The 22696-nt window shown below is 58.2% G+C and carries 16 protein-coding genes; 12 read left to right on the top strand and 4 right to left on the bottom strand.

The genetic code is table 11. The features are described 5' to 3' along the window. The first annotated feature begins 10 nt into the window (after positions 1-10). Together guaA and QMZ05_RS21365 are read left to right on the top strand one after the other, a co-directional pair. Positions 11-1609, top strand: a complete 1599-nt coding sequence (gene guaA / locus QMZ05_RS21370) for a glutamine-hydrolyzing GMP synthase (RefSeq protein ID WP_353702560.1) — start codon at positions 11-13, stop codon at positions 1607-1609. 291 nt (positions 1610-1900) lie between these two features. Further along, the gene (locus QMZ05_RS21365; protein ID WP_353702559.1) at positions 1901-3157 is read left to right on the top strand and encodes a tyrosine-type recombinase/integrase; all 1257 of its coding nucleotides are present in this window, start codon (positions 1901-1903) and stop codon (positions 3155-3157) included. On the opposite strand, the gene QMZ05_RS21360 is transcribed toward QMZ05_RS21365, so the two are convergent. Continuing rightward, the gene (locus QMZ05_RS21360) at positions 3111-3407 is read right to left on the bottom strand and encodes an AlpA family phage regulatory protein (protein WP_353702528.1); all 297 of its coding nucleotides are present in this window, start codon (positions 3405-3407) and stop codon (positions 3111-3113) included. The genes QMZ05_RS21365 and QMZ05_RS21360 overlap by 47 nt on opposite strands. Positions 3408-3488: 81 nt before the next feature. Here QMZ05_RS21360 and QMZ05_RS21355 point away from each other — a divergent pair, with 81 nt between their 5' ends. Continuing rightward, positions 3489-4790, top strand: a complete 1302-nt coding sequence (locus tag QMZ05_RS21355; protein WP_353702527.1) for a hypothetical protein — start codon at positions 3489-3491, stop codon at positions 4788-4790. A gap of 175 nt (positions 4791-4965) precedes the next feature. Further along, entirely contained in the window at positions 4966-5958 is a 993-nt protein-coding gene (locus tag QMZ05_RS21350; protein ID WP_353702526.1) for an HNH endonuclease, read from the top strand. Here the strand turns inward: QMZ05_RS21350 and QMZ05_RS21345 are convergent. Genes QMZ05_RS21345 through dcm form a run of 3 tightly spaced genes read right to left on the bottom strand, consistent with a single transcriptional unit; the run spans position 5955 to position 8836 of the window. After that, a complete protein-coding gene (locus QMZ05_RS21345) occupies positions 5955-7172 on the bottom strand; it encodes a type II restriction endonuclease (RefSeq protein ID WP_353702525.1) in 1218 nt (405 codons plus the stop codon). The two genes, QMZ05_RS21350 and QMZ05_RS21345, sit on opposite strands and share 4 nt — an antisense overlap. A gap of 1 nt (position 7173) precedes the next feature. After that, positions 7174-7623: a very short patch repair endonuclease gene (locus QMZ05_RS21340; RefSeq protein WP_353702524.1), complete on the bottom strand. Its 450-nt coding sequence runs from the start codon at positions 7621-7623 to the stop codon at positions 7174-7176. Further along, positions 7616-8836 carry a DNA (cytosine-5-)-methyltransferase gene (gene dcm, locus QMZ05_RS21335; RefSeq protein WP_353702523.1) on the bottom strand — a complete coding sequence of 407 codons (1221 nt, stop codon included), beginning with the start codon at positions 8834-8836 and terminating at the stop codon, positions 7616-7618. Before dcm ends, QMZ05_RS21340 begins: the two co-directional genes overlap by 8 nt. A 503-nt stretch (positions 8837-9339) precedes the next feature. Between dcm and QMZ05_RS21330 the strand changes: the two genes are divergently transcribed. The 8 genes from QMZ05_RS21330 to QMZ05_RS21295 all read left to right on the top strand — a co-directional run. Then, entirely contained in the window at positions 9340-11259 is a 1920-nt protein-coding gene (locus QMZ05_RS21330) for a hypothetical protein (protein WP_353702522.1), read from the top strand. Continuing rightward, complete coding sequence (locus tag QMZ05_RS21325; protein WP_353702521.1) at positions 11256-12086, top strand: hypothetical protein; 831 nt, start codon at positions 11256-11258, stop codon at positions 12084-12086. The genes QMZ05_RS21330 and QMZ05_RS21325 overlap by 4 nt, the downstream gene beginning before the upstream one ends. A gap of 1 nt (position 12087) precedes the next feature. Next, complete coding sequence (locus tag QMZ05_RS21320) at positions 12088-12834, top strand: DUF6339 family protein (RefSeq protein ID WP_353702520.1); 747 nt, start codon at positions 12088-12090, stop codon at positions 12832-12834. 36 nt (positions 12835-12870) lie between these two features. Further along, complete coding sequence (locus QMZ05_RS21315; protein ID WP_353702519.1) at positions 12871-14361, top strand: ATP-binding protein; 1491 nt, start codon at positions 12871-12873, stop codon at positions 14359-14361. Beyond that, positions 14358-15341, top strand: coding sequence for a PD-(D/E)XK motif protein (locus tag QMZ05_RS21310; RefSeq protein WP_353702518.1), 984 nt, complete (start codon positions 14358-14360; stop codon positions 15339-15341). Before QMZ05_RS21315 ends, QMZ05_RS21310 begins: the two co-directional genes overlap by 4 nt. 18 nt (positions 15342-15359) lie before the next feature. Next, positions 15360-18245 carry a Z1 domain-containing protein gene (locus QMZ05_RS21305; protein WP_353702517.1) on the top strand — a complete coding sequence of 962 codons (2886 nt, stop codon included), beginning with the start codon at positions 15360-15362 and terminating at the stop codon, positions 18243-18245. 90 nt (positions 18246-18335) lie between these two features. Continuing rightward, the gene (locus QMZ05_RS21300; RefSeq protein ID WP_353702516.1) at positions 18336-21749 is read left to right on the top strand and encodes a TM0106 family RecB-like putative nuclease; all 3414 of its coding nucleotides are present in this window, start codon (positions 18336-18338) and stop codon (positions 21747-21749) included. A 352-nt stretch (positions 21750-22101) separates the two neighbouring features. Beyond that, a partial coding sequence (locus QMZ05_RS21295; RefSeq protein WP_353702515.1) for an SNF2-related protein occupies positions 22102-22696 on the top strand: 595 nt, incomplete at its 3' end.

Genomic DNA, 22696 nt, shown 5'->3' with positions numbered 1-22696 from the left:
TCTGCTTGCCATGACAGCCCAGCACACAGACCGTGAATCGTCGGCGCCCTCGGTGGCCTCGGCGCATGACAAGATTCTGATTGTCGATTTCGGCAGCCAGGTGACGCAACTGATCGCCCGCCGCGTCCGCGAGATGGGCGTCTATTCCGAGATCGTGCCGTTCCAGAAGGCGGAGGCCGCCTTCAAGGAGATGAAGCCGAAGGCGGTGATCCTGTCCGGCGGCCCGGAATCGGTGCACGAGACCGGCTCGCCGCGCGCCCCGCAGCTGATCTTCGAATCCGGCGTCCCTGTGCTCGGCATCTGCTACGGCCAGATGACCCTGGCGGCTCAGCTCGGCGGCGAGGTCGAGGGTGGGCATCACCGCGAATTCGGCCGCGCCGATGTCGAGGTGAAGACCGACAGCCAGCTGTTCGACGGCATCTGGAACCACGGCGAGAAGCACCAGGTGTGGATGAGCCATGGCGATCGCATCACCAGGATGCCGCCCGGCTTCTCCGTTGCCGGCACCTCGCCGAACGCGCCGTTCGCGATCATCCAGGACGAGAAGCGGAAGTATTACGGCCTGATGTTCCACCCCGAAGTGGTGCACACGCCCGACGGCGCAAAACTGCTGCGCAACTTCGTGCGCAAGGTCGCGGGGCTGACCGGCGACTGGACCATGCGCGCCTTCCGCGAGGAAGCGATCGAAAAAATTCGCGCCCAGGTGGGCAAGGGCAAGGTGATCTGCGGCCTCTCCGGCGGCGTCGATTCCGCCGTCGCAGCCGTGCTGATCCACGAGGCGATCGGCGACCAGCTCACCTGCGTGTTCGTCGATCACGGCCTGCTGCGGCTCGACGAGGCCAAGACCGTCGTCGACCTGTTCCGCAACCACTACAACATCCCGCTGGTCCATGTGGATGCGTCGAAGCAGTTCCTCGGCGAGCTCGAAGGCGTCACCGACCCCGAGGTGAAGCGCAAGACCATCGGGCGCTTGTTCATCGACGTGTTCGAGGCGGAGGCGAAGAAGATCGGCGGCGCTCAGTTCCTGGCGCAGGGCACGCTCTATCCCGACGTGATCGAGAGCGTCTCCTTCACCGGCGGCCCGTCGGTCACCATCAAGTCGCACCACAATGTCGGCGGCCTTCCGGCGCGCATGAACATGAAGCTGGTCGAGCCCTTGCGCGAGCTGTTCAAGGACGAGGTGCGCGTGCTCGGCCGCGAGCTCGGCCTGCCCGAAGTCTTCGTCGGCCGCCACCCGTTCCCGGGCCCCGGCCTTGCGATCCGCTGCCCCGGCGACATCACCCGGGAAAAGCTCGACATCCTGCGCAACGCGGACGCCGTCTATATCGACCAGATCCGCAAGCACGGCCTCTATGACGCGATCTGGCAGGCTTTTGCGGTGCTGCTGCCGGTCAAGACCGTCGGCGTCATGGGCGACGGCCGCACCTACGAATACGTCGTGGGCCTGCGCGCCGTCACCTCGACCGACGGCATGACCGCCGACTTCTACCAGTTCGACATGAAATTCCTGGGCGAGACCGCCACGCGCATCATCAACGAGGTGAAGGGCGTGAACCGGGTGGTGTACGACGTGACGAGCAAACCGCCGGGGACGATTGAGTGGGAATAATTCGGGCCCGTCCGGAACTATCCCGTTCTATCCAATTGCACGAGTTAACAGACTGATTTTACGACTTTATTCGTCATCTACGTTCGACATCTATCGGCACGCATAAATCCTGACTGACGGAGTGCCTGACGGTGCCGCCGTCCATTGAAACTACCGATCCTGATCAATACCGTCATGCGCGATGCTGCGTCTGACGGTATTTTTCTTTGCCTAAGTATCTGCAAAACAAGGAAATCTCTGGTCAAACGCTGCTCAAGAGTGGCTGACGGTATTTGCCTGGAGGGGGAGTCCTTGCTGACAGACGCTGCGCTTAAAGCGCTGAAACCAAAGGAAAAATCATACAAGGTCACCGACCGCGACGGCATGTACGTGGTTGTATCGCCCGCCGGGACGCTGTCGTTCCGGCTCGACTACCGTCTGCATGGTCGACGCGAGACTGTAGTTCTCGGAAAATACGGCCCGACAGGGTTGTCGCTCGCACGCGCTCGCGAGAAGTGCATCGATGCGAGGCGCGCAGTGGGCGAGGGGCGGTCACCGGCTATCGAGAAGCAGCGCGAGAAACGGCGTCTTCTTGAAGCAAGGAGTTTTGGCGAGCTTGGAGAGAAGTGGCTTGTCGCGGCACCCATGGCCGACAGTACCCGGGCAATGCGGCGATCGATCTTCGAACGCGAGCTGTTGCCCGTTTGGCGCAAGCGCCTTCTGAAGGAGATCGCACCGGACGATCTTCGTGCCCATTGCGCTGCCATCGTTGAGCGCGGCGCTCCCGCAACGGCGATCCACGTCCGCGATATTGTGAAGCAGATCTACGGATTTGCGATCTTGCACGGCGAGAAGATTGCAAATCCGGCGGACGAGGTGGGGCCCGCGTCGATCGCGAACTTTGTCCCGCGAGACCGTTCGCTTTCTCCGACTGAAATTCGCGTCATGCTCAAACAACTGGATCATGTCGCGACACTGCCCACCATCAGGCTGGGAATGCGTCTGTATCTGCTCACGATGGTCCGCAAGAGCGAGCTGCTTGATGCCACATGGGATGAAGTCGATTTCGAGAATGCAGTCTGGACAATTCCCAAGGAGCGTATGAAGCGCTCAAAGGCGCACAACGTGTATTTCTCGCGCCAGGTGCTCGATATCTTCATCGCGCTGAAGACCTGCGCGGGAAATTCAAAGTACGTCCTGCCGTCGCGCTACGACGCCGATGCTCCAATGTCACGAGCAACCTTCAACCGCGTGACGTACCTCGTGGTCGAGCAAGCCGGCAAGAACGGCCTTCCGCTGGAGGCCTTTACAGTGCATGACCTGCGAAGAACCGGCTCAACCCTTCTGAACGAACTCGGATTCAACAGTGACTGGATCGAAAAGTGTCTCGCACACGAGGATGGTCGCTCCTCGCGGGGAGTCTACAACAAGGCCGAGTACGAGGTGCAGCGTCGGCATATGATGCAGGAGTGGTCGAACATTATTGATGCCTGGGTCGGTGGCCAGAAATACATCCCGGTCCTCATTCCGCCTTCGATGCCGCTCCTGCAACCCGACCCGGCCCTTTAACCGGACGGGTCCGGCGTTGCCTCACGTCCGGATGAGGTGCGCGGGCTGGCGGTCTTGACCTGCGTGCAGCCAGCCAGGCTTCGACCTCAGCGAGGTCCCACACGACACATCGGGCCGAAAGCGCGAACCGCCTCGGAAACTCGCCGCGCTGCTCCATCTCATAGATGGTGCTGTCGGCGAGCGGGACCATCTCGCGAAGCTGGTCTCGCCGGATGGTGCGCTTGATGGGTGCGATTTCCCGACGTGCCATGAGCTGTCCTGCAGACGATTGAGACCAATAGGTGCTGTGCAACTAGAGTTCTGGGCCCCACCCGGCAACCGGCTGGCTAGCGTGTCGTATGAAAAGAAACGTTTGGCAGTGCCGGATATGAAGGTGATGCAGCCAGTTCGCTTGCGCGCCGGCAGCAGGAAACGCATCATGCCTGCGCGAGGAGGGCGCCGCTTAAAGAACGATTGTCAGCAAGCCTATACCCCGGACGATCAATGTGCATTTTATCGGAAGCATCAGAGGTGGCAGACGAGCATGACCTACCAAATTTTGAATGACGATGGCCTCCCTATGGACTCTCACGCCGAGCTCGATACGAGCGGCATCACTTTGTTTAGTCGGGGTGGCAGCACCGCCAAGGGAAATGTGTCGAATGCCGAGTATGGACCTGCGCTTCGTCTCCTTCTCCGGCGTATCGTCTCCGCTCGGTTGCCGTTTGACCGCGCATGGGTAGACAGTCTTGACGTTCAGCGCTTGCCTATCGAGCAACGCATCATTCTGTCCAGCGGCGAACTTGATGCGGAGGGGTCATCGGCCTTCACACTTATGTCTAGGCGAATGAAGTTGGTGGGCCAGGGAGCAGGCCGAACGGGTGGCAATTCGACGAAGAAAATTCGCATCCAGTTTGCGGCAGACGTGAAGTTGTCAGAACTGGAGTCGGCGCTTCGGACAATTCAAGTCCAGGAAGATGTGAGGAGTGCAGAAAGGCTTCCCGCTGAGACATTTCGCGGGGTAACAGCAGAGCACGTTTGGAACGCAGTGGAAAAATTGCGTCAGCCGAACTTCCGACATGCATACGGTCCTTCGATCGACTTTGATCTGATTACAAATGCGGAAGAACGCTTTCCGCCAAAAGCCGTGTTTGGCCTGGCCGCGACAGAAGCTCTCGGTTATGAGATTTTGCCCAAGCATTTCTCGGGTGGACGAGGCACTCCATGCTTCCGAATTCTCGAGAGCGCCGGCTTCGCCATTGTTGCAAAAGGAGAGGAAAGCCGACCGATAGTTGTTCCCGAGTCTCCAGATGATCGGTCGTGGACCGAAGGAAAGCCTCGCCTTGTCGCCCATCTGCGGAAAGAACGTGCGTCGGGACTGGCACAAGCCAAGAAGGATTGGTTTGTTCGTACGCATGGCAAGCTATTCTGCGAGCGCTGCGGCATGGACCCGGTCGTGATTTATAAAGGAGCGCATGGTGCTGCGTGCATTGAGGTCCATCACCACTCAGTGCAGGTAGAGGAAATGGCAGAAAGTCATTCGACCAGGCTTGAAGACCTGCAATGTCTTTGTGCGAATTGTCATCGCGTGGAGCACCGTCTGCTAAAGCTGGCGTTGAACAGGCGAGTCGACAGCGTCCCGTTGGAGTCCTGATCGAAACGTCATCCGATATCACGGACCGGTGCTCCGAAACCGAGGGTGGATCGAGCTGATCGCGATCGATTTTCCCGACAGGGGGAAGCAATCGGGTTGAACTAATGACCAATGCAACCATCGTGACTCAGCGAGAGGAGAATCAGGTAGCCCGTTGGCAACTGGGGAGTTGCCAATGGACGAGTTGCCTGAATTTGACGCGCCTGTCTTTAAGAAGCTGGCCAAAAATGACACTGGAGAAGCGAAGGGTAATCAGGGCGGCCCTCTAATCCCCGAGGACCTTGTCTCCTATTTTCCCAGGCTGTCGCGGCCGGTACGCAAGGGGTCGTCGACCGTCCCGATCACCGCTATCCTGGTTGATGGGACTAAAGAACTGGAGACGGTTGCAGCCAGCTACAAGATGCAGACGAGAGGGAACAAGAGGAGCGGCGAGTATCGCGTTACACGTATCGCTCCACTCCACAAGCTCTCGCGTGGTGGTGACATTCTGGTTATCGAACGGAGCTTGTTCGACCGGAGTTTGTACCGGCTGACCCTTCTGAGGAAGGGCACGCGAGAATTCCGGAATGTCGATGCTGTCTCTGCAGGACGGCCATCTGGCGAGATGACCGAGGGACTATCGCCGGTAACAGAAAGACAACTTGAACAAGCGCAGCGTGAGCAGCTTGATCGTGAGAAAGAGAAGTTTGCCCTCTTCGATGCCAACGCGCCGTACCATGAATCCCGAACTCGCCGGTTAGCGAGATCCAGCGCGTTTAGAAGGTTGGTTTCTAACTATTACGGCGGGAGATGTGCACTGTGCGGGCAGGGACTGATCACGGCGAGTGGAGCGTCCGAAGCTGAGGCGGCTCACATCGTACCTCGCGGAAAGCGGGGACAGGATGACGCTCGCAATGGACTGGCTCTGTGCAGATCACACCACTGGGCCTTCGACAAGGGAATGTGGGGCATATTGGCTTCCGGAGCCGTCTTTGTTCGGGCTGATATCAGCAGGCTCGCCGAGAATGCATCTCTGGCTGCGTTCGCAACAAAGAGGCTTCGAAAGCCTGTGAACCACTCAAAGGCTCCGGACAAGAGAGCATTAGCCTGGCATATGAAAAATCTCGTGAAAAAGAAGAGCGTTGCGAGGCAGGCAAAGACGGCCAAAAAAGCCAAGAAGGGCGGCTAAGACTGCCTCGCTTTTACGAGGCCGACAAAATCCTCGACGTTCATCAGCCAGCCCCTTTGCGCGTCGCGGTAGGTGGCGTGTAGAGAGGCCGGCAGCACAAGCTGCAGCTTTTTCGCGCGCATTTCGTCGGTCTGGTTTTCCGAGATGCCGGGCTCCAGCGTGAGCAGGTGCTTGTGCGGGATTCGCTCGGCCTCCGACAGCACCTGTCGCCACCTGTCCTTGCATGTCGACTTCGAGCCGAGCATGGTCAGCTTCTCGGCGTTGAACTTCATGTCCTGGTATGCGGCTTTACCGGGGAAAAGGAAGTCGGGCTTGTTGCGTAGCTCGGTCTCGGCACCACGCTCGAACTTCAGCTCGCGGGCGGAGAACAGCGCGGCGACGTGATGCTCAAGCGATTTGCCAGCACGCGATTTGCGCCGGTTCTGAACGCTGAGGGAAAACGAGATGAAGCCGTCCACATCGGGGACCTTGTCGGTCAGGAAGCCGGCTCGCAGGCGGTCGGCCACGACGAGTCGCTCAAGACGCCGGAACAGAAGCTCCTCGCGTTCAATCCAGGCCATCAGGACGGCGTCAGCGTTGTCGCTGGCGTTCACGTTAGTCAGCGAGTCCCGCGCCAGTTTCGAGAAGTCGGCCGTGGCGGGGAAGTTGATGCCAAAGGGCTCAAGGATGCTGTCGAGCTTGTCGGCTTCCGGCTCCTCGGCATCGATCCCAAGCTCGTCAAGGATGTATCGTGCCGCGAAGTCCAGCCGGGATGACTGGTCCTCCGGGATTTCCTTCACCTTGAACGTGAAGTCGGGTTGTTGTTCAAGGCCGAACAGATAAATGAGCTGGCTCTGGATTGTGCTGTCCTTCGGCGTGATGATGATCATCGCCGTCCCGTCGGGACGCATTGCCACGAAGAACGTGTCGCCTTCGTCCATCAGCGCTGTGACGCCATTTGCATAATAGTAGAGACGGTACTCCGCGGACCTGTGCGCCTGCTTCCTCCGGGAGTCGTACCAGCTCACGACGCTGTCTTCGGAGATCGCTTCCTGTTCGTCACTGAGCCAGATGAAGCGGGCAGGGATCTTCAGCCGGTCATCATCGCCCAGAAGCTTGCGGATATGGCCGCCCTGGAATTCGTGCTGGTGCGAGCGCTTGGGGTCGGCCTCCACAGCGCTGAGGCGTTTGACGGCCACTCCCTCGAAGTAATCGGACAAAAGCCCGCGCTGCATCCTATGCCCCGGCGAGTTCAAAGCGTTTCCTGTTGGACTTTAACCACCTCGAACAACTCTCGATTGCACGCGAAGAGTCAAGACGCGTGCGACCCTTCAGGGCGCATTCCCACACGATCCCGACCCGCCATCCGGCTTCCAGCAGCCTGGTGACGTTGGTCTCATCCCGCGTGACGTTACCGTTGATCTTGGCCCGCCAGAATTCCGGGCGCGAGGAGGGCCATTTGAACAGATGGCAGTTATGGCCGTGCCAGAAGCAGCCGTGAACGAAGAGCACGGCATTCCACTTCGGGAAGACCATGTCCGGCTTGCCGGGAAGTGGCGCATGGATACGGAAGCGAAAGCCCTTCGCGTGGAGCGCCCTGCGCAGGAAGATCTCGGGCCTGGTGTTCTTCCCCCGGATGCCGGACATCATCCGGCTTCGAACCTCCGGAGAGACGACGTCAGCCATTTGCGACGCGAAGGTCGAACGCTCGCTGCGCGTCCTGCTCGGGCTTGACGGCCTCGACGAGATGCGGCTTCACCGCCTTGGCCACGAACTCAACAACCGGCACGACAACGGCATTGCCGAACTGCCGATAGAGCTGGGTGTCAGACACGTCCTTCAGGATGAATGGCTTGCCTGGCCGGTCGAAGCCCATCAGGCGTGCGCATTCAAGCGGAGTGAGGCGGCGAGGGCGATTGCCCTTCTGTTTCACGAGGATCTCCGAGCCGTCCTTGTAGTAGCGCTGCGAAAGGGTGCGTGTCACCTGGTCGGGACCGAAGACACTATAGCCGAAGCCATTACCCGCGGCGTTGTGCTTCTTCTTGTAGTCCTGCAAGTACTTCCAGAGGTGGGGGGTCAGGGTATATTTCGGATCAACCTCGGGCTCGAGGATGCTGCCGAGCTTCGGCCCATCCTCGGCCGAAGGCAACTGAAGCGCCTTGAAATCGAATGTGGTCGGGTCCTTGAAGCCGACGATGAAGATGCGCTGCCGCTTCTGCGGCACCCACGGCTCCGAGCTGATGACACGATGCTGAACATGGTAGCCCAGCTCCTCCTCCAGCACCTTGATGATGGTCTTGAAGGTCTTGCCGCCATCATGGCGTTCGAGGTTCTTGACGTTCTCCAGCACGAATGCCGAAGGCCCATGGTGCTTGATGATCTGCGCGGTGTCGAAGAACAAAGTGCCCTGCGTCTCATCAAGGAAGCCGTGCTTTCTTCCCAGCGCGTTTTTCTTTGATACGCCGGCAATGGAGAAGGGCTGGCACGGAAAACCCGCCAGAAGCACGTCATGCTCAGGGACGAGGTCGGGCTTTTCTGAAAACTCGCGGATGTCGCCGGCGATCGGGTGATTGTCCGGGAAGTTGTTGGCGTAGGTCTTCTGGCTGTTCTTGTCCCACTCGGAGGTGAAGACACATCGGCCGCCGATGCTCTCGAAGCCCTTCCGCAGGCCGCCGATGCCGGCGAACAGGTCTATGAAGCGAAACCAGCCGGGAGTGTCGGCTACGCGGGCTGCGGCAGCCTGTTCCAGTAGTTTCAGCTCGGCGCCTTCGAGCCTGTTTTTGCCATTCTGATAGCGGAACCCGGTGCTGCGAGAAACGCCAATCAGGTGAATGGCTTCGTCGAAGGACAGTCCGGCCTGCTGGCGTAACGTTGTGAATCGCGTCAGTTTACCGGCCACCGTTTGTCCCCCGATTCTGTGTCAGCGAGTCTCACCGTGACACAAAGCTTCCCAGCGAACAATTAAAATGTTCCTAATTTGTTCTTATCTGTGTGATGGCGCACAGGAAAATTAGCGGACCCGTGGTCGGGGGAAGAGCGGCAGCCGAATGAGCATCTGCGCGCGGTTCATCTGCATATCCCGACACCACACGCACAACGTTGATCAGATCATCCTCACCAACTCTGGCAGCATTTTACCGGAAGAACGAAAGGCCAGTGCGGGTGTGCGCTCACCTGTCGAAAGAATGGTTCGCGCTTTCTGCCGGTGAATTCACGCCGCGACTGGTTGGTCGCTGTAGGCGCTAGCGCGGGATCGGAAGCTGACGGAAATCCGCAGTACGGCGCCGATCCCGACGAAATGCCTGGATATCGCGTCTTGCAACCGGGCGTTGCGCCAGCTTATTGTTTCCAAAAGAGATTTGCTGGCCGAGCACAGCACGGAGAGCAGGGGGAGCATCAGGGTTGCCCAGAATTGGACTTGAATTTCTTTTGAATACGGGCGGTGAGTCCGAAGGTCTCAGTGATCCCGGCGTAGAGAATTTCAGAGACAAGCCATTTACAGCTGTGGCCCGCGAAACCGGCCAGAACAGCAGGGATGCGAGACAGGACCACACCAGGCCGGTGCGTCTTACCTTCGACGTCCTTTCGATGAGCTCCGATGATTTTCCTTCAATCACTGCCTTTCGGCAGGCCGCACGACTGTGCCTCAAGAAGGCTGACCGGCCCAAGAACGAGAAGGAGAAGGGGTTCTTCGAGCAGGCGGTTCGTGCCCTTGAGGCCCCGCAGATCAGGGTTCTGAGAATTGCCGACTTCAACACAACGGGTGTTCGCGGTCCCTGTCAGGAAGGATATCCATTCCATGCGCTTGCGAAGTCAGACAGCGTAAGTGCCAAGGAGGATGCGGGCTCTGGAGGCTCATTCGGCATCGGCAAGAATGCGGCGCTCGCTGTCTCTGACATCCAGACCGCATTTATCTCGACTCGCTACCGGGACGCCGACGGTTCCGATCGTGTGCTGTGCATGGGGAAAACGCTCTTCATTTCTCATACCGATGCAGAGGGAAATCCGAGGAGACGCAAAGGCTACTGGGGCAAGCTGGACGGATACCTGCCGCTGGACAATCAGGCCGAGATCCCGGCGTGGCTGCTTCGCGACAACCAGGGTACGTCGATTTTCTCGGCATGTGTGCGCGATGATGACGCTGACTGGCAATACGAGATGGCCGCAGCCATCATCATCAACTTCTTCGGCGCCATCGAGCGTCAGGAGATGGAATTCGAGATCGACAACGGCACCATCAAGATCAACAGGAACACCCTGCAATCCCTCTTCCAGAACCCGAAGGTGATCGAGGCCGTCAGGCTGACGAACGCAGGCGTTGCCTTCGAGACCGCCAGGACCCTGCACGGATGTCTCATCGACGAAAAAACCACGGTGGCCATGCTGGACGTCCAGGGCCTCGGCAAGGTGCAGATGCGTGTGCTCCTGAGAGACGGACTCGGCTACACCATCGGGATTATCCGCAATGGCATGTACATCACGGACAATCTCGCCAAGTTCAACGAGCCCTTCAAGCGCTTTCCCCTGCACCGTGAATTTGCGGTCGTTATCGAACCAGACGGCACAAGTGAAAGTGAATGGTTCAAGCGACTGGAGAATCCGGCGCACGACGACCTTTCAGCAGACCGCATCACAGATCCTCAACTCCGGGCGCAGGGAAAGCGGGCCTTTGAACGGTTGGCCAAACAGATTCGCCAGCGAATCCGGGAGCTCGCGAAATCCGAGCCGACCAGCAGTATGGAGCTCGACGAGCTGAATGATTTCTTTGCGTCGGACGCGGCCCGTGAATGGGACGATACCGGCCCTGAAACCGACCCACGCGTTCTGAAGCCGACTGTGATCCAGAAATCGCCGCCAAGGCCCCGCCGGGCCGCAAGTCCGGCGAGCGAGGATGACGACCCGCCGATTCCTGGTCCGGGCCCACTGCCTCCCGAGCCGGCACCTGGGCCCGGATCCGATCCGGGTTCTGATCCTGGCTCCGGCCCGAAGCCACCCCGACCGCAACCGCAGGCGAGGAGCATTGAACTGCAAGGCGAGCGCAACCTGCTGCTGGACGGCACTTCAGGCACGAAGCGGAGGCTCTTTTTCACGTCACCTGTTACGGGCTCGGTGAACCTGTCGGTGGAGGCCACAGGCCTCAGCAATCCGGACCAGCTCGTCGTGACAGCGGTTTCGGGCGGCACCCTGAACGATGGAAAAATCGAGGTTGCCTGCAAGCGTGGTGAACGCGTCGCGCTTGATATCGAGTTTGACAGTTCATACGCAGGCCCCATCGAGACGTCAGCCGTGGTCGTGCCTCTCGCGAACGGAGCGCCTTCATGAAGCTGAACGAAAGCATGAGGTATCCTCATCCTGTCCTGAGCGATTTCTCTTCTGATTATGTCACCGGTGAATTCAAATGCTCCTTCGTTCAGCAAATGACCGGAGAGGGTGAGCTCAAGCTGACTGCGGAGCTGAGCCTTGATTCCAAGGAGCTGCGGAAGCTGATCGAGGACCAGCAGGCTGCGACCGGCTATTTTGTCGTTTGCCGTCGTACCTACTTCAACGTTCTTCAATCAGCGCCACTGGGACGCAGCGAAAGGCATTTTGACGGGTCAAGGCTGTTCGGCGCCGTCACCTTGCGTCCGGCTGTGTGGACGCTGAACCCTGTACACAACTTCAGTAGCCCGCTCATTCACAAGGAATTCGGCGCGTCGGTTAGTCTTCCGAAGGGGGCGGTTGTTGCCCTTGGACCTGAATTCCGTTTTTCTATCGACAAGAAGAAATTCAAACCATTTGAAAGCATCTTCGAACTGGGGGTGGGTGATGGGATCGAACCGGGCATGGTCCAGGTCGATCCTTTGCGTGACCGTATCACCATCCTCGCCGAACCAAAGACGCACAAGGATCTGGCGGACATGCGAAACATGCCGGCCGGTCGCAGCATCCTGCTGAGTTCTGTCTATATGCCGGCAGTCATGGACGTTCTTGCGCTGCTGCAGAGCGGAGACACAGCCGCAACCGGAATGAACTGGTATCGGGTGTTCAAGGCGAAGTGCGATGATCTCGGCATCAACCCTGCCGACCGTAACGGCTCCCCCCTCATGATTGCCCAGAAGCTCCTGAGGGCACCTCTCAGGAAATCAATAGCCGTAGTGGGGACAATGTAGGATGGTCGCCCAGCTCAAATACCTTTCTGACAAGGCCCTGGCGCAGCTAAAGAGCGGCGTGGCGGCCAATGTTGTGCGATACAGGACAGATGGCTTTCCGGAATTTGCGGATGACCCCGGCTGGAATATCGGCCTCGGGGTTGAGTACGACGACGGGCTGCTGGGAACGCTCGACCGCAGCATGCCGAGAGCTGTTGCTGCAATAGATCTCGCAAATTCCCGCATTGTCGGGAAAGCGCTGGCAAACCTGTCACCTACGCTCGCTAACGAAGAACGCGTCTGGGTACGGCTGTCGCATGTTGAGGCATTCGTCTACGCGCGCGACCGGTGGATAGGGCAGACCGGGGACGAAGCTGTTCCGAAGCTCGTCGAGGACCATTTCTTCGCATCCGGGCAAACGAAGATCCGTGACGATCACGCACTCTCGCGGCTGTGGTGGAACTACCAGATTGCTCGCACCTGCAACCCCGATAATCCGGATGAAGCTCTGTCGCTCATCCTGAAGACCGCGGACATTCGCAGCAATTTTGTCGAGCGGATCTGGATGACCAGTCGCCGCAATATCGCTTCCGGAGTTCTCGGGCTGATGAAGTCAGAGCCGTGGGTTACTGACGCGGAGAAGAATTTCAGAATTTTCATGAAATCGCTGAACAGGCTCGGCGGCGGAATTGTTTTCGAGGTGCTCGATACGGATGAGATCAACCTCTTCCTGAAGGATTGCCTTTCCCACGCTCGCACACTGGCCTGACTGCCAGTCAACTCCCAGACTGAACCCCGAATTTGCATGAGTACTGAAGAACTTCTTCCGCCGATCAACCGCAAGCTCGAAGTGGCGTTGCGGTCTATTGGTTACACGTTCGAAAGCGCTGTTGCCGATATAATCGACAACTCGATAGACGCGCGTGCACCCAACGTTCTCGTCCGGATCTACATCAGAAGAGACGGGCAACTCGACCTGTTCGTCTGGGACGATGGTCACGGTATGGATCCGGACACGCTCCGGGATGCAATGCGATTTGGCGCCGATGTTTCGGACGACATCGATCGTCTTGGCAAGTTTGGTCTTGGTCTGAAACTCGCCTCTCTCAGCCAGGCGCGCGAAGTCCAGGTGGTCACGCGCAAGGATGGAAAGATCTCGGGACGCGAATGGCCGGAGCATGGCATCGCCCAGGGGTTTGTATGCAAGGTCTTCGATGAGGAAGAATGCGTCCACCTGGTCCGCGATGCGGTACCTGAGCGACCACTGGAGGGCTCCGGCACCCTTGTCAGATGGTCAAATCTGTATCGGTTGCGACGTCACCAGGATACTGCCGAAGAGTTCGCCCAAAAGCTTCTCAAGAGGCTCGAGAACTTCCTTGCGATTGCCTTTCATCGCTTTCTTTCCGGCCGGCCTCGCAAAATCGCGATAACTCTCGACGTGTTTGATCAGCACTCGGGCTCGGCCGGCCTGCCGGTGCAGATCAGGCCACTCGATCCCTTTGGTTATGACCGCAGCGGCAATTCCTCGTTTCCGCTTCAGATGTTGGTAGACGGATCTTACAGCGACAGGATCAAGGTGATCGCACACATCTGGCCACCAAATTCGACCGCCCCTGCCTACCGGCTTCCTGGCGGAGCCAATAGCCGGCAAGGGTTCTATTTCTACCGGAACAACCGCCTGATCCAGGCAGGTGGCTGGAATGGCATTCGCGAAGCGGAGGCGCATTCGTCTCTCGCGCGCCTTGAGGTCGATATTGCAGCCGAGCTGGATGTGGACGTTAGCCTTGACGTCAAGAAGATGGAGATCCAGCTGCCGCCTGATCTGGCAAAGGCCTTGCTTCGCGCACAGACCACAACAGGGATCGATTTCAAGAAGTACCTTTCACTCGCAAACGATGCCTATCGAAAGCGGGCCGTCACTGATGCCGAACTGCCGCTGATCCCTTCGGCTGGCCTCCCTGCGACCCTGGTTACCTTTTTGCACAAGGAACTCAGGATCAAGGCGACCACCAAGCATCACGACTTGAAGATCGGCTGGAGAAAACTGGATAACGGACTCTTCTTTGACATCGATCGTGATGGAGGAAACCTCTACATAAACCAGGCGTATCGAAAGCAGCTGCAGCATGGCCTTGCTGGCTCGTCGGCGGATGTGCCGGTTCTGAAGTGTCTGCTGTTTCTGGTGCTCGAAGACGCGCTTGCGTCTGAACGGATGGGATCGAAGATGCGCGAGCGGCTTGAGCAGATCAATCGAATACTGGTGCGTGCAGTTCGGTTCGAAAGGTGTCCTGAATGACAGCGCCTAAATATCTCTCCTGGGAAAACTTCAAATCCACCGTTCTGATCGCTGGAGAGGAGCGGGTGCATCGCGTGACAGATGCTCCCCTTATTGAGGTATTTGGAGACGGGATCACTAACAAAATCGGCCTTTGGGTGGAAACACCATCAGGAAGCGAAATTCCTGCCGAGTTGTCGAGGCTGGCATCCGTGACGCTGAGGGAGCTGAACCACAACGGTCGCAATTGCATCGAGGTGGCGACGTCCACCGTCTCACTGTACCGGCAGTTCTATCACTTTTCGGTCGCAGTGGCCGAGCGGATCATTGTTGAGAAGCGTCCTCCGCTGGAGGCGGTTACGCTGGAGCTCGGCTGCTTTGCCGAACTGCTGGAGACAAAGCCGCTGCTCGCGCTCGAGAGGCAGATTGGTCTGATCGGAGAGCTCATGTTTCTTGAGCGCCTGGTCCAGAGGATCGGGACGCGTGCCGTCGATGGGTGGATTGGCTGGAGGCCGGAGCCCCACGATTTTCGTCTCGGCAATCTCGAATACGAAGTCAAGACCACCATTTCAGCGCAGCGCATCCACACCATCAACGGTATTGAGCAGCTCCTGCCTTCGGAGGAATGCAAGCTCTGTCTGGTCTCGACGGTCCTTGGGCCCCCAGGAGCTGGAGGTGGATTTTCATTGACTCAGAAGGTAGCGGAATTGACTGATCTTCTCGCCGGTGATGTGGCCCGGCTCGGGCAGTTTAACACAGCGTTGAAAGGCTACGATTTTCGCCCGGAAGACAGCGCGCACTACTCGCGTTCGTTTGCAATCAGGCGACCGACTGCAATTGTCCATGTCGATGCGTCGTTTCCGGCGATCACTCGTCCAGGAATTCAGGCCGTTCTGGGGCCTCCTGCCTCCCGAATTGAGGGGCTGCGCTACGACGTAAATGTCGAAGGTCTCGAACACGAGGACGGTACCCCCGCCTTTGAATCGGCGCTTCCATCGTGACAACGCAGAGATATTTTGATGAGTGATTTCAATATGCGAATCGAAACAGCGCTTGGAGCAATGAGTCTCAGGCCTCGTGGCCTTCGCGCCTATCTGGAGAAGCCCGGTCCGGATTTTGAGAGTGCCGCGGCAGCGGATCTTGACAAGATGCTGGATCTGCTCCTTTCCACCAATCCGAACGAACCGGCGCGCGTCCGGTTCTCGAACCTTCTTCGCTCATGGGACAACGCAAAGAGCGCCGACTGGACACAGACCCCCCGAAACAGCGCGGCCAGGCGGAAGGCAATTCACGAACTTCTCAAATCTAGCGCAGAGGACGAGAGCCGCATCGACGCGTTGCTGCCATTCTACAGCCTCGAAGAGCCACTGATTGTTTCCGAAAAGCACCAGGACTGGTACGAGCCGAAGGCCGGCATCCGGGACTATTACTGGAGCAAGTATGTTCAGTATCTGAGAGAGAAACGTCACTGGAATGACGTCTCGATCCTGACGATCGACAACAGCACGCGCGCGATCGTTGAATGTCTTGGTAACCCGGAATCGCCGAAAGCCTATGCGTCGCGCGGGCTGGTGATGGGTTATGTCCAGAGCGGAAAGACTGCAAACTTTGCCGGTGTTGTCGCGCGCGCGGCGGATGCTGGTTACCGTCTGATCATCGTTCTCGCCGGCACATGGAACATCCTGCGGAATCAGACGCAGCGGCGCCTGGACAAGGAGCTCCTTGGCAAGGAGCTACTCAAGAATGATGAGACCTACATAAAGCAGCCGCCGTCTGACTGGGATGAATTTCTTGAACATGACGGCGATCCTGTGGAGCGTGGCCACTATGCCTGGCAGCGACTGACGCGTCCTGACATTGATCTGAAGAGGCTGAAACAAGCGATTGACAACCTTGAATTCGAAAGGAAGAACAAGGCCGCGCCGCTGTACGATCCGTCAAATCTCCATACCTTGCCTGTCAAACTTCTGGTCATCAAGAAGCACGCGGGCATCCTTTCCGGCCTGATCAAGGACTTGGCGCTTCTGAGTACATCGCTCGCGGAGCTGCCGGTCCTCATCATAGATGACGAGTCGGACCAGGCCGGTCTGAATACAGTTGATCCACGCGCGACCGGAAAGAAGCGTGCACCTACCAATCAGGGCATCGTTGAGCTTCTCAAGCTTTTTCCGCGCGGACAGTACGTGGGCTATACGGCGACACCGTACGCCAACGCGCTTGTCGATCCTGACGATCCCGAGGACCTCTACCCGAAGGACTTCATCGTCTCGCTGGATCGGCCGCCCGCATATATGGGTGTGGCCGACTTCTTTGACCCGCTATCTGCCTATGAGGATCTGGATCCGGATGACTTTGGGCAGCCTGAAATTGCATACATCCGTCGGGTCGAATCTGATCCTGACCAGGACGATGACGATCTCCAGAAGGCGCTACGCAGCTATGTGCTGGCTGGAGGAATCAAGTTATTCCGGCGCGCGCTAAAGCCGCAACAATACAAGAGCGAATACTTCCGCCATCACACGATGCTGGTGCACACGTCTACGAGCAAGGGGGCGCATGTGACGACGGCAAGTCGCGTCGAGGAGCTCTGGCTGAAATGCGCCTTCAACAGCCCCAAGGGACTGCGCCAGCTTGAGGAGTTGTGGGAGGCTGACCATCGGAAGGTAAGCCAGGCGATCGGAGATGGTGAGGGGGTTCCTGCTTCATTCGGCGAGCTTCGGCGGCATCTTGCGGAGGCGATCGGGCGGATCGAAGAGGGCAATCGTATATTCCGTGTTGTTAATAGCGATACCGACGATGCGCCGGATTTTGGCGCGGGACCGGTCTGGAAAATACTGATCGGTGGAAACAAGCTCTCCCGGGGGTACACCGTCGAGGGGCTCACGGTCAGCTATTATCGCCGCGTTTCGAACACAGCTGATACGCTGATGCAGATGGGGCGCTGGTTCGGGTTTCGGCCCGGATATCGCGACCTTGTCCGGGTTTTCCTTGGTGTCAAGGAAGGCAAAAAGGGTGACACGGACCTCGTCGCCCTCTTCAAGGACGTTTGCCAGATGGAGGAGCGCTTCCGGGAGGAGATCAAGCGATACATCCGGATTGAGGGAGTCAAGCGCATTACTCCGAGAGACATTCCGCCGTTGATTGCGATCTCGGGAAGTCTTCCGCCGACGGCGCGCAACAAGATGTTCAACGCGAAGATCAAAAACAAGAATTTCGGCGGTCGTCGATCGATGCTGACGATGACCCCGGAAACGCCGGCAAGACGGAAGGCGAATATTGATGCCGTTACCGCTCTGCTTGGGAATGCAGATGCGCTCGGCCAGATGGCCCTCGGTGGCTCGCTCTCCGACGGTAAGCAGTTTGAGACAGATGCGCTCGTCTTCAAATCGTCGAACGAGTCGCTGGTCCAGCTTCTGAATTCCTATCAATGGGTGGAGACCGAGTACAAGGGGGAAAGCGAAAGACCTGCTGATGTCAATCTTCAGATTGAGTTTTTGACGAAGCAGAAGCATGAAATATCGAACTGGCTGATCGTGGCTCCGCAACGGAGCAAGTCGTTCGGAAAAGCCGTCTCGATTGATGGTGTGGGAGCGCTGGCGGTAAAACATCGTGGCCGCGGCAAGAGTGACCGTTTTCAGGTTTTCGGCGAACCTCGACACCGCGACATCGCGGACTTTCTTGCGGGAATAAAGAGCAAGAATCCTATGACACCAAACTCGGAAACCAGGGGGCTCGAGTCAGCGCACACCGGGGTTTTGCTGCTTTATCCTGTCCGCGAAAGCGAGGCGGATGTGGTGTCGATGGGCTACGAACTTTTCTTCTCTCCAAATTCATTGCCATACGACACGGGATTTACAGTGCGGCGCCACAGCGATGAGATTGTCGTTGAAGAGGGCGTCTCATGAGTGGCAGGCCGGAGTCGGCCTGCAGCGGGACCGGCGTGGCCAAGCGCGGGCGGGTGTCCGATTGCCTTCGCGCTTTCAGGGGCTTGAATCGTGCAAAAAGTCGGCACAACATTAGTGCTTAGCGCCCACGATCTCGTGGGCAATCTCTACTGCGCGCATTTGACAAACGTCGACCTTAAGGTCGCACATGGATTGCTTCCCAAACCTGCGCGCTGGGATCCGCTCCTGGATATCTTGCGCGAGCGCGGCAGGAAACACGAACAGGCCTTCCTCGGTCATCTCGAGGCGAATGGATTTGAGCCATTCGTGATCGAGGGCGTCGATGTTACGGATGTTGCCGTCACTCAAACGCGTGAGGCGATGCAGGCTGGTCGCGCGATCATCGTCCAGGCAGCTTTGCGTGACCAGGGCTGGGTGGGACGCGCTGACATTCTGCGGCGAGTGGAGGCGCCGAGCGACCTCGGGGACTGGTCCTACGAGATCATTGATACGAAGCTTGCCCGCGAAACCAAGGGCGGCACCGTCTTGCAGCTATGCCTCTACGCGCAGCTCCTCGGGGCCATGCAGGGCGTAGAGCCGGAGTTCGTCTACTTCGTTGCGCCGTGGTCTGACTTTCATCCACAGCAATTCCGTGTTGCCGATTATATGGCGTTTTTTCGCAAGGCGCAGCGTGCCGCCCAGACGGCGGTGGACGGCGCTACCGACATTGCCGACAGCGTCTATCCCGATCCGAAGACCCATTGTGACGTATGTCGGTGGGAGCCGCAATGCGATGCGCGCAGGCGCGCAGATGACCATCTCTGTCTGGTGGCCAACGTGTCCGCGTTGCAGATGAACGAGCTGCGCACCAATGGTATCGCGACAGCAAAGACGCTCTCTACAATGCCCGTTCCCCTGCCATGGAAGCCGAAGCGGGGGTCAGTTGCCAGCTACATCAAGGCACGGGAGCAGGCGCGTGTTCAGGTCGAAGCGCGTGAGACGGGCACTTTGCGCTACGAACTGCTCGATTTGATCCCTGGAACGGGCCTCTACCTTTTGCCTTCACCGACCCGGGGGGATGTCTTCTTTGATATCGAGGGAGACCCGTTCATCGGCGAAGGCGGTTTCGAATATCTGTTCGGCTATTGCTATCGCGACGCGGTGGGCCGCAACCATTACGAAGCGCAGTGGGCATTCAACCGCGCGTCCGAAAAGGTGATCTTTGAGACGTTTATGGACTTCGTCACTGCGAGGCGCTCCGAGTTCCCGCAGATGCACGTCTATCACTACGCGCCCTACGAGCCCGGCGCGCTGAAGCGCCTCATGGGGCGCTATGCCACGCGGCAGACCGAGGTGGATGATCTCCTGCGCGGTAAAGTTATGGTGGATCTCTATGCCGTTGTGCGCAATGCAATCCGCGCAGGTGTCGAGAGCTACTCGATCAAGAAGCTGGAACCCTTTTACGCGTTTACGCGCGTGATGCCGCTCCAGGATGCAAACCTGGCGCTGGCAGCTATACAGGCGGGTCTGGAACTGGATGACGCCCAGTCGATCGATGAGACGGCACGTCAGGCCGTGGCAGCGTATAATCGGGACGACTGTAATTCTACGGCGGCCTTGCGGGACTGGCTGGAGCATTTGCGCGCGGAGGCGATCGCAAATGGTGCCGCAATTGAGCGGCCTGTACCAGGCGGCGATGGTCCAAGCGACGATATTGCCAAGCACGAGGCGCGCATCAATGAGTTGATCGAGCGTTTAACGCACGATGTTCCGATCGACCCTGTCGAACGTACGCCGGAGCAGCATGGTCGCTTTATTCTGGCGCATTCGCTCGACTGGCATCGGAGGGAAGAGAAAGCGAACTGGTGGGAGTATTTCCGGTTGGCGGCGCTGACGGCCGAAGATCTGCTTGACGAAAAGGCGGGCCTCGGCAGCCTGGAATTCGTGAGGACGGTCGAACGAAGCAAACAGGGCATTCCCACAGATCGATACAGATTTGCTTCGCAGGACACGGATATTCGCGAGGAAGCCGACCTGCATGTCCTGGGAGGCGAGAAGTTCGGGTCGGTTATCGCTATCTCACAGGATGATCGTACGATCGATATCAAGAAGTCCAAAAGGACGGCGGATATCCATCCGGATTCCGTGTTCGAGCACACGCACATCCCCACGAAGGAGCAACAGGGATCGCTTCTGCGCCTTGGCACCTACGTGGCTGATCACGGCATCGAGGGGCTGGGTGAATTCCAAGCTGCACGTGACCTACTCCTTCGATTGCCGCCACGGCTTGGTCCTGCGCAGCTGCATATCGAACACGAAAGCACCCTTGAGGGCGCACTTCGGATCACCCCTGCGCTTTCAGGCGGTGTGCTGCCGATCCAGGGGCCACCCGGCACCGGGAAGTCCTTCACCGGTGCGCACATGATTTGTCGTCTGCTCAAGGACGGCAAACGCGTCGGTATCACCGCTAACAGCCACAAGGTCATTCGCAATCTGATCGACAAGGCCATCAAAGTGGCACTGGAAGCGGGGCAGGCCGCCAGGGCCGGTCATCGATGCCCTGACAAAGGCTCTGAAACCGATCCCGTACGTACTTATCTTGATAATCCGAAGGCGATTGGGGCGATCAGCTCCGGCGAAATCGCTGTCCTGGGCGGCACGCCCTTCTTCTGGGCGCGTGAGGATGTGGCGAACAGTGTGGATGTACTCTTCGTTGATGAAGCGGCGCAAATGTCGCTAGCCAACGTTCTGGCCGTTTCGCAGGCCGCTCCTCAGATGATTCTGCTCGGCGACCCCCAGCAGCTGGATCAGCCCATGCAGGGATCGCATCCCGACGGCACCGGCGTATCAGCGCTTCATCACATCCTCGCCGGTCGCCAGACGATTGTTCCCGATCAAGGTCTCTTTCTTGAAGAGACCTGGCGGATGCATCCGGCGATTACTATCTTCAATTCGGAGCTGTTTTACGAGACCAAACTGCACGCGGTCCCCAAATGCGCGCAGCAGAACGTGACCTCCACAGGGGTATTTTTCGGAACGGGGCTGCGGTACGTGCCGGTTTCTCACACCGGAAACCAGTCCAGTTCGATTGAAGAGGCCGAAGAGGTTGCGCGAATTGTGACCTCCTTGCTGTCTTCACGAACGCAGTGGACAGACAGGGACGGCAAAACGAAAGAGCTGGAGCTTTCCGACATTATCATCATCGCTCCGTACAACGCGCAGGTCTTTGAAGTTCAGCAGCGCATTCCCGGGGCGCATGTCGGCACCGTCGACAAATTCCAGGGGCAAGAGGCGGCCATCGCGATCTATTCTCTAGCGACATCATCGTACGCCGATGCGCCGCGAGGAATGGAGTTTCTCTACAGCGCCAATCGCCTGAACGTTGCGATTTCCCGCGCCAAATGTCTCGCGATCATGGTCGCGTCTCCGGCAATCTTTGAGGCCGAATGCAAAACACCGCGCCAGATGCAACTGGCGAATGCGTTCTGTCGTTACCTTGAACTGGCGCAGACGATCACGCTGTAGTCGGGACAATGGGATGTGCAATCCGGTCCTTTCGTTCAATCGAAAATCAATGCCGGCGTACCGAAAGGCTTCAAGCGTCGGTTTGGCAACGTTGCATTCGTCCGTGTGCGACCTTGTGCAGGTCTGTGGGTATCTGTACGGGGTGCGTGATACCCATCGTTGGGTAGAGGCGAGGCCGAAGTTCAGAAGCCGAGTGGTCCGCGGGTTACCAAGTGGGCAGCTCAGACCGCGCCTGTCGCAAATGGACGAGTATGTACGGTGTGCCCACTTAAGCCTTTGGGATATTTGGCGAAAGAAGGGCTTGCGGTAAGCTGGGCCTAGCGTCACTCTGGTTGCAAAGGGGGCGAGTGCCATGGGGTCGGCGCAGGGGCTAAAGACCAGGATTTTGCGGCGCGCGAAGTCGCCAGAAGACTATTCCGTCTATCGGGCTGCACTCGAATGGGGGCTGACTGATCCGATCGTCATTGAAAGCCGAGACGATTTCAAATCGGAATTTCGCTGGAAGGAACGCCTCGATCCATTCCATCACCAGGTTCAAAACCTCATTACCTTTTGCCGTCGCCTTCCGGTTACCCTGCTCGCGGACGACGTCGGTCTCGGTAAAACCATATCCGCGGGACTCGTTGCGAGCGAGCTTATCGCCCGAAACCGCGTTGCCAGGATCCTGATTGTCGCTCCCAAATTGCTCGGTCCTCAGTGGAAGGACGAGCTTGGGACGAAGTTCGATATCCCCGCTGAAGTTGTCACCGGAAGCAAACTTGTTTCGGCTGAGCCTGACGACGTCGGGGCCGTCATCACGACCTATCATTCGGCGCGTTCGCATCTGGAAAAGATTCCCGACGATCGCTTCGACATGCTGGTGCTCGACGAAGCCCATAAGCTTCGCAATCTCTATGGTGTCGATCCCACGCCGCAGATCGCAAAAGTCTTTCATCGAGCTCTTCAGC

It is taken from the genome of Bradyrhizobium sp. INPA03-11B (assembly GCF_040446015.1).
Lineage (GTDB): Bacteria > Pseudomonadota > Alphaproteobacteria > Rhizobiales > Xanthobacteraceae > Bradyrhizobium > Bradyrhizobium macuxiense_A.
This window is presented reverse-complemented; position numbering and strand designations above follow the sequence as displayed.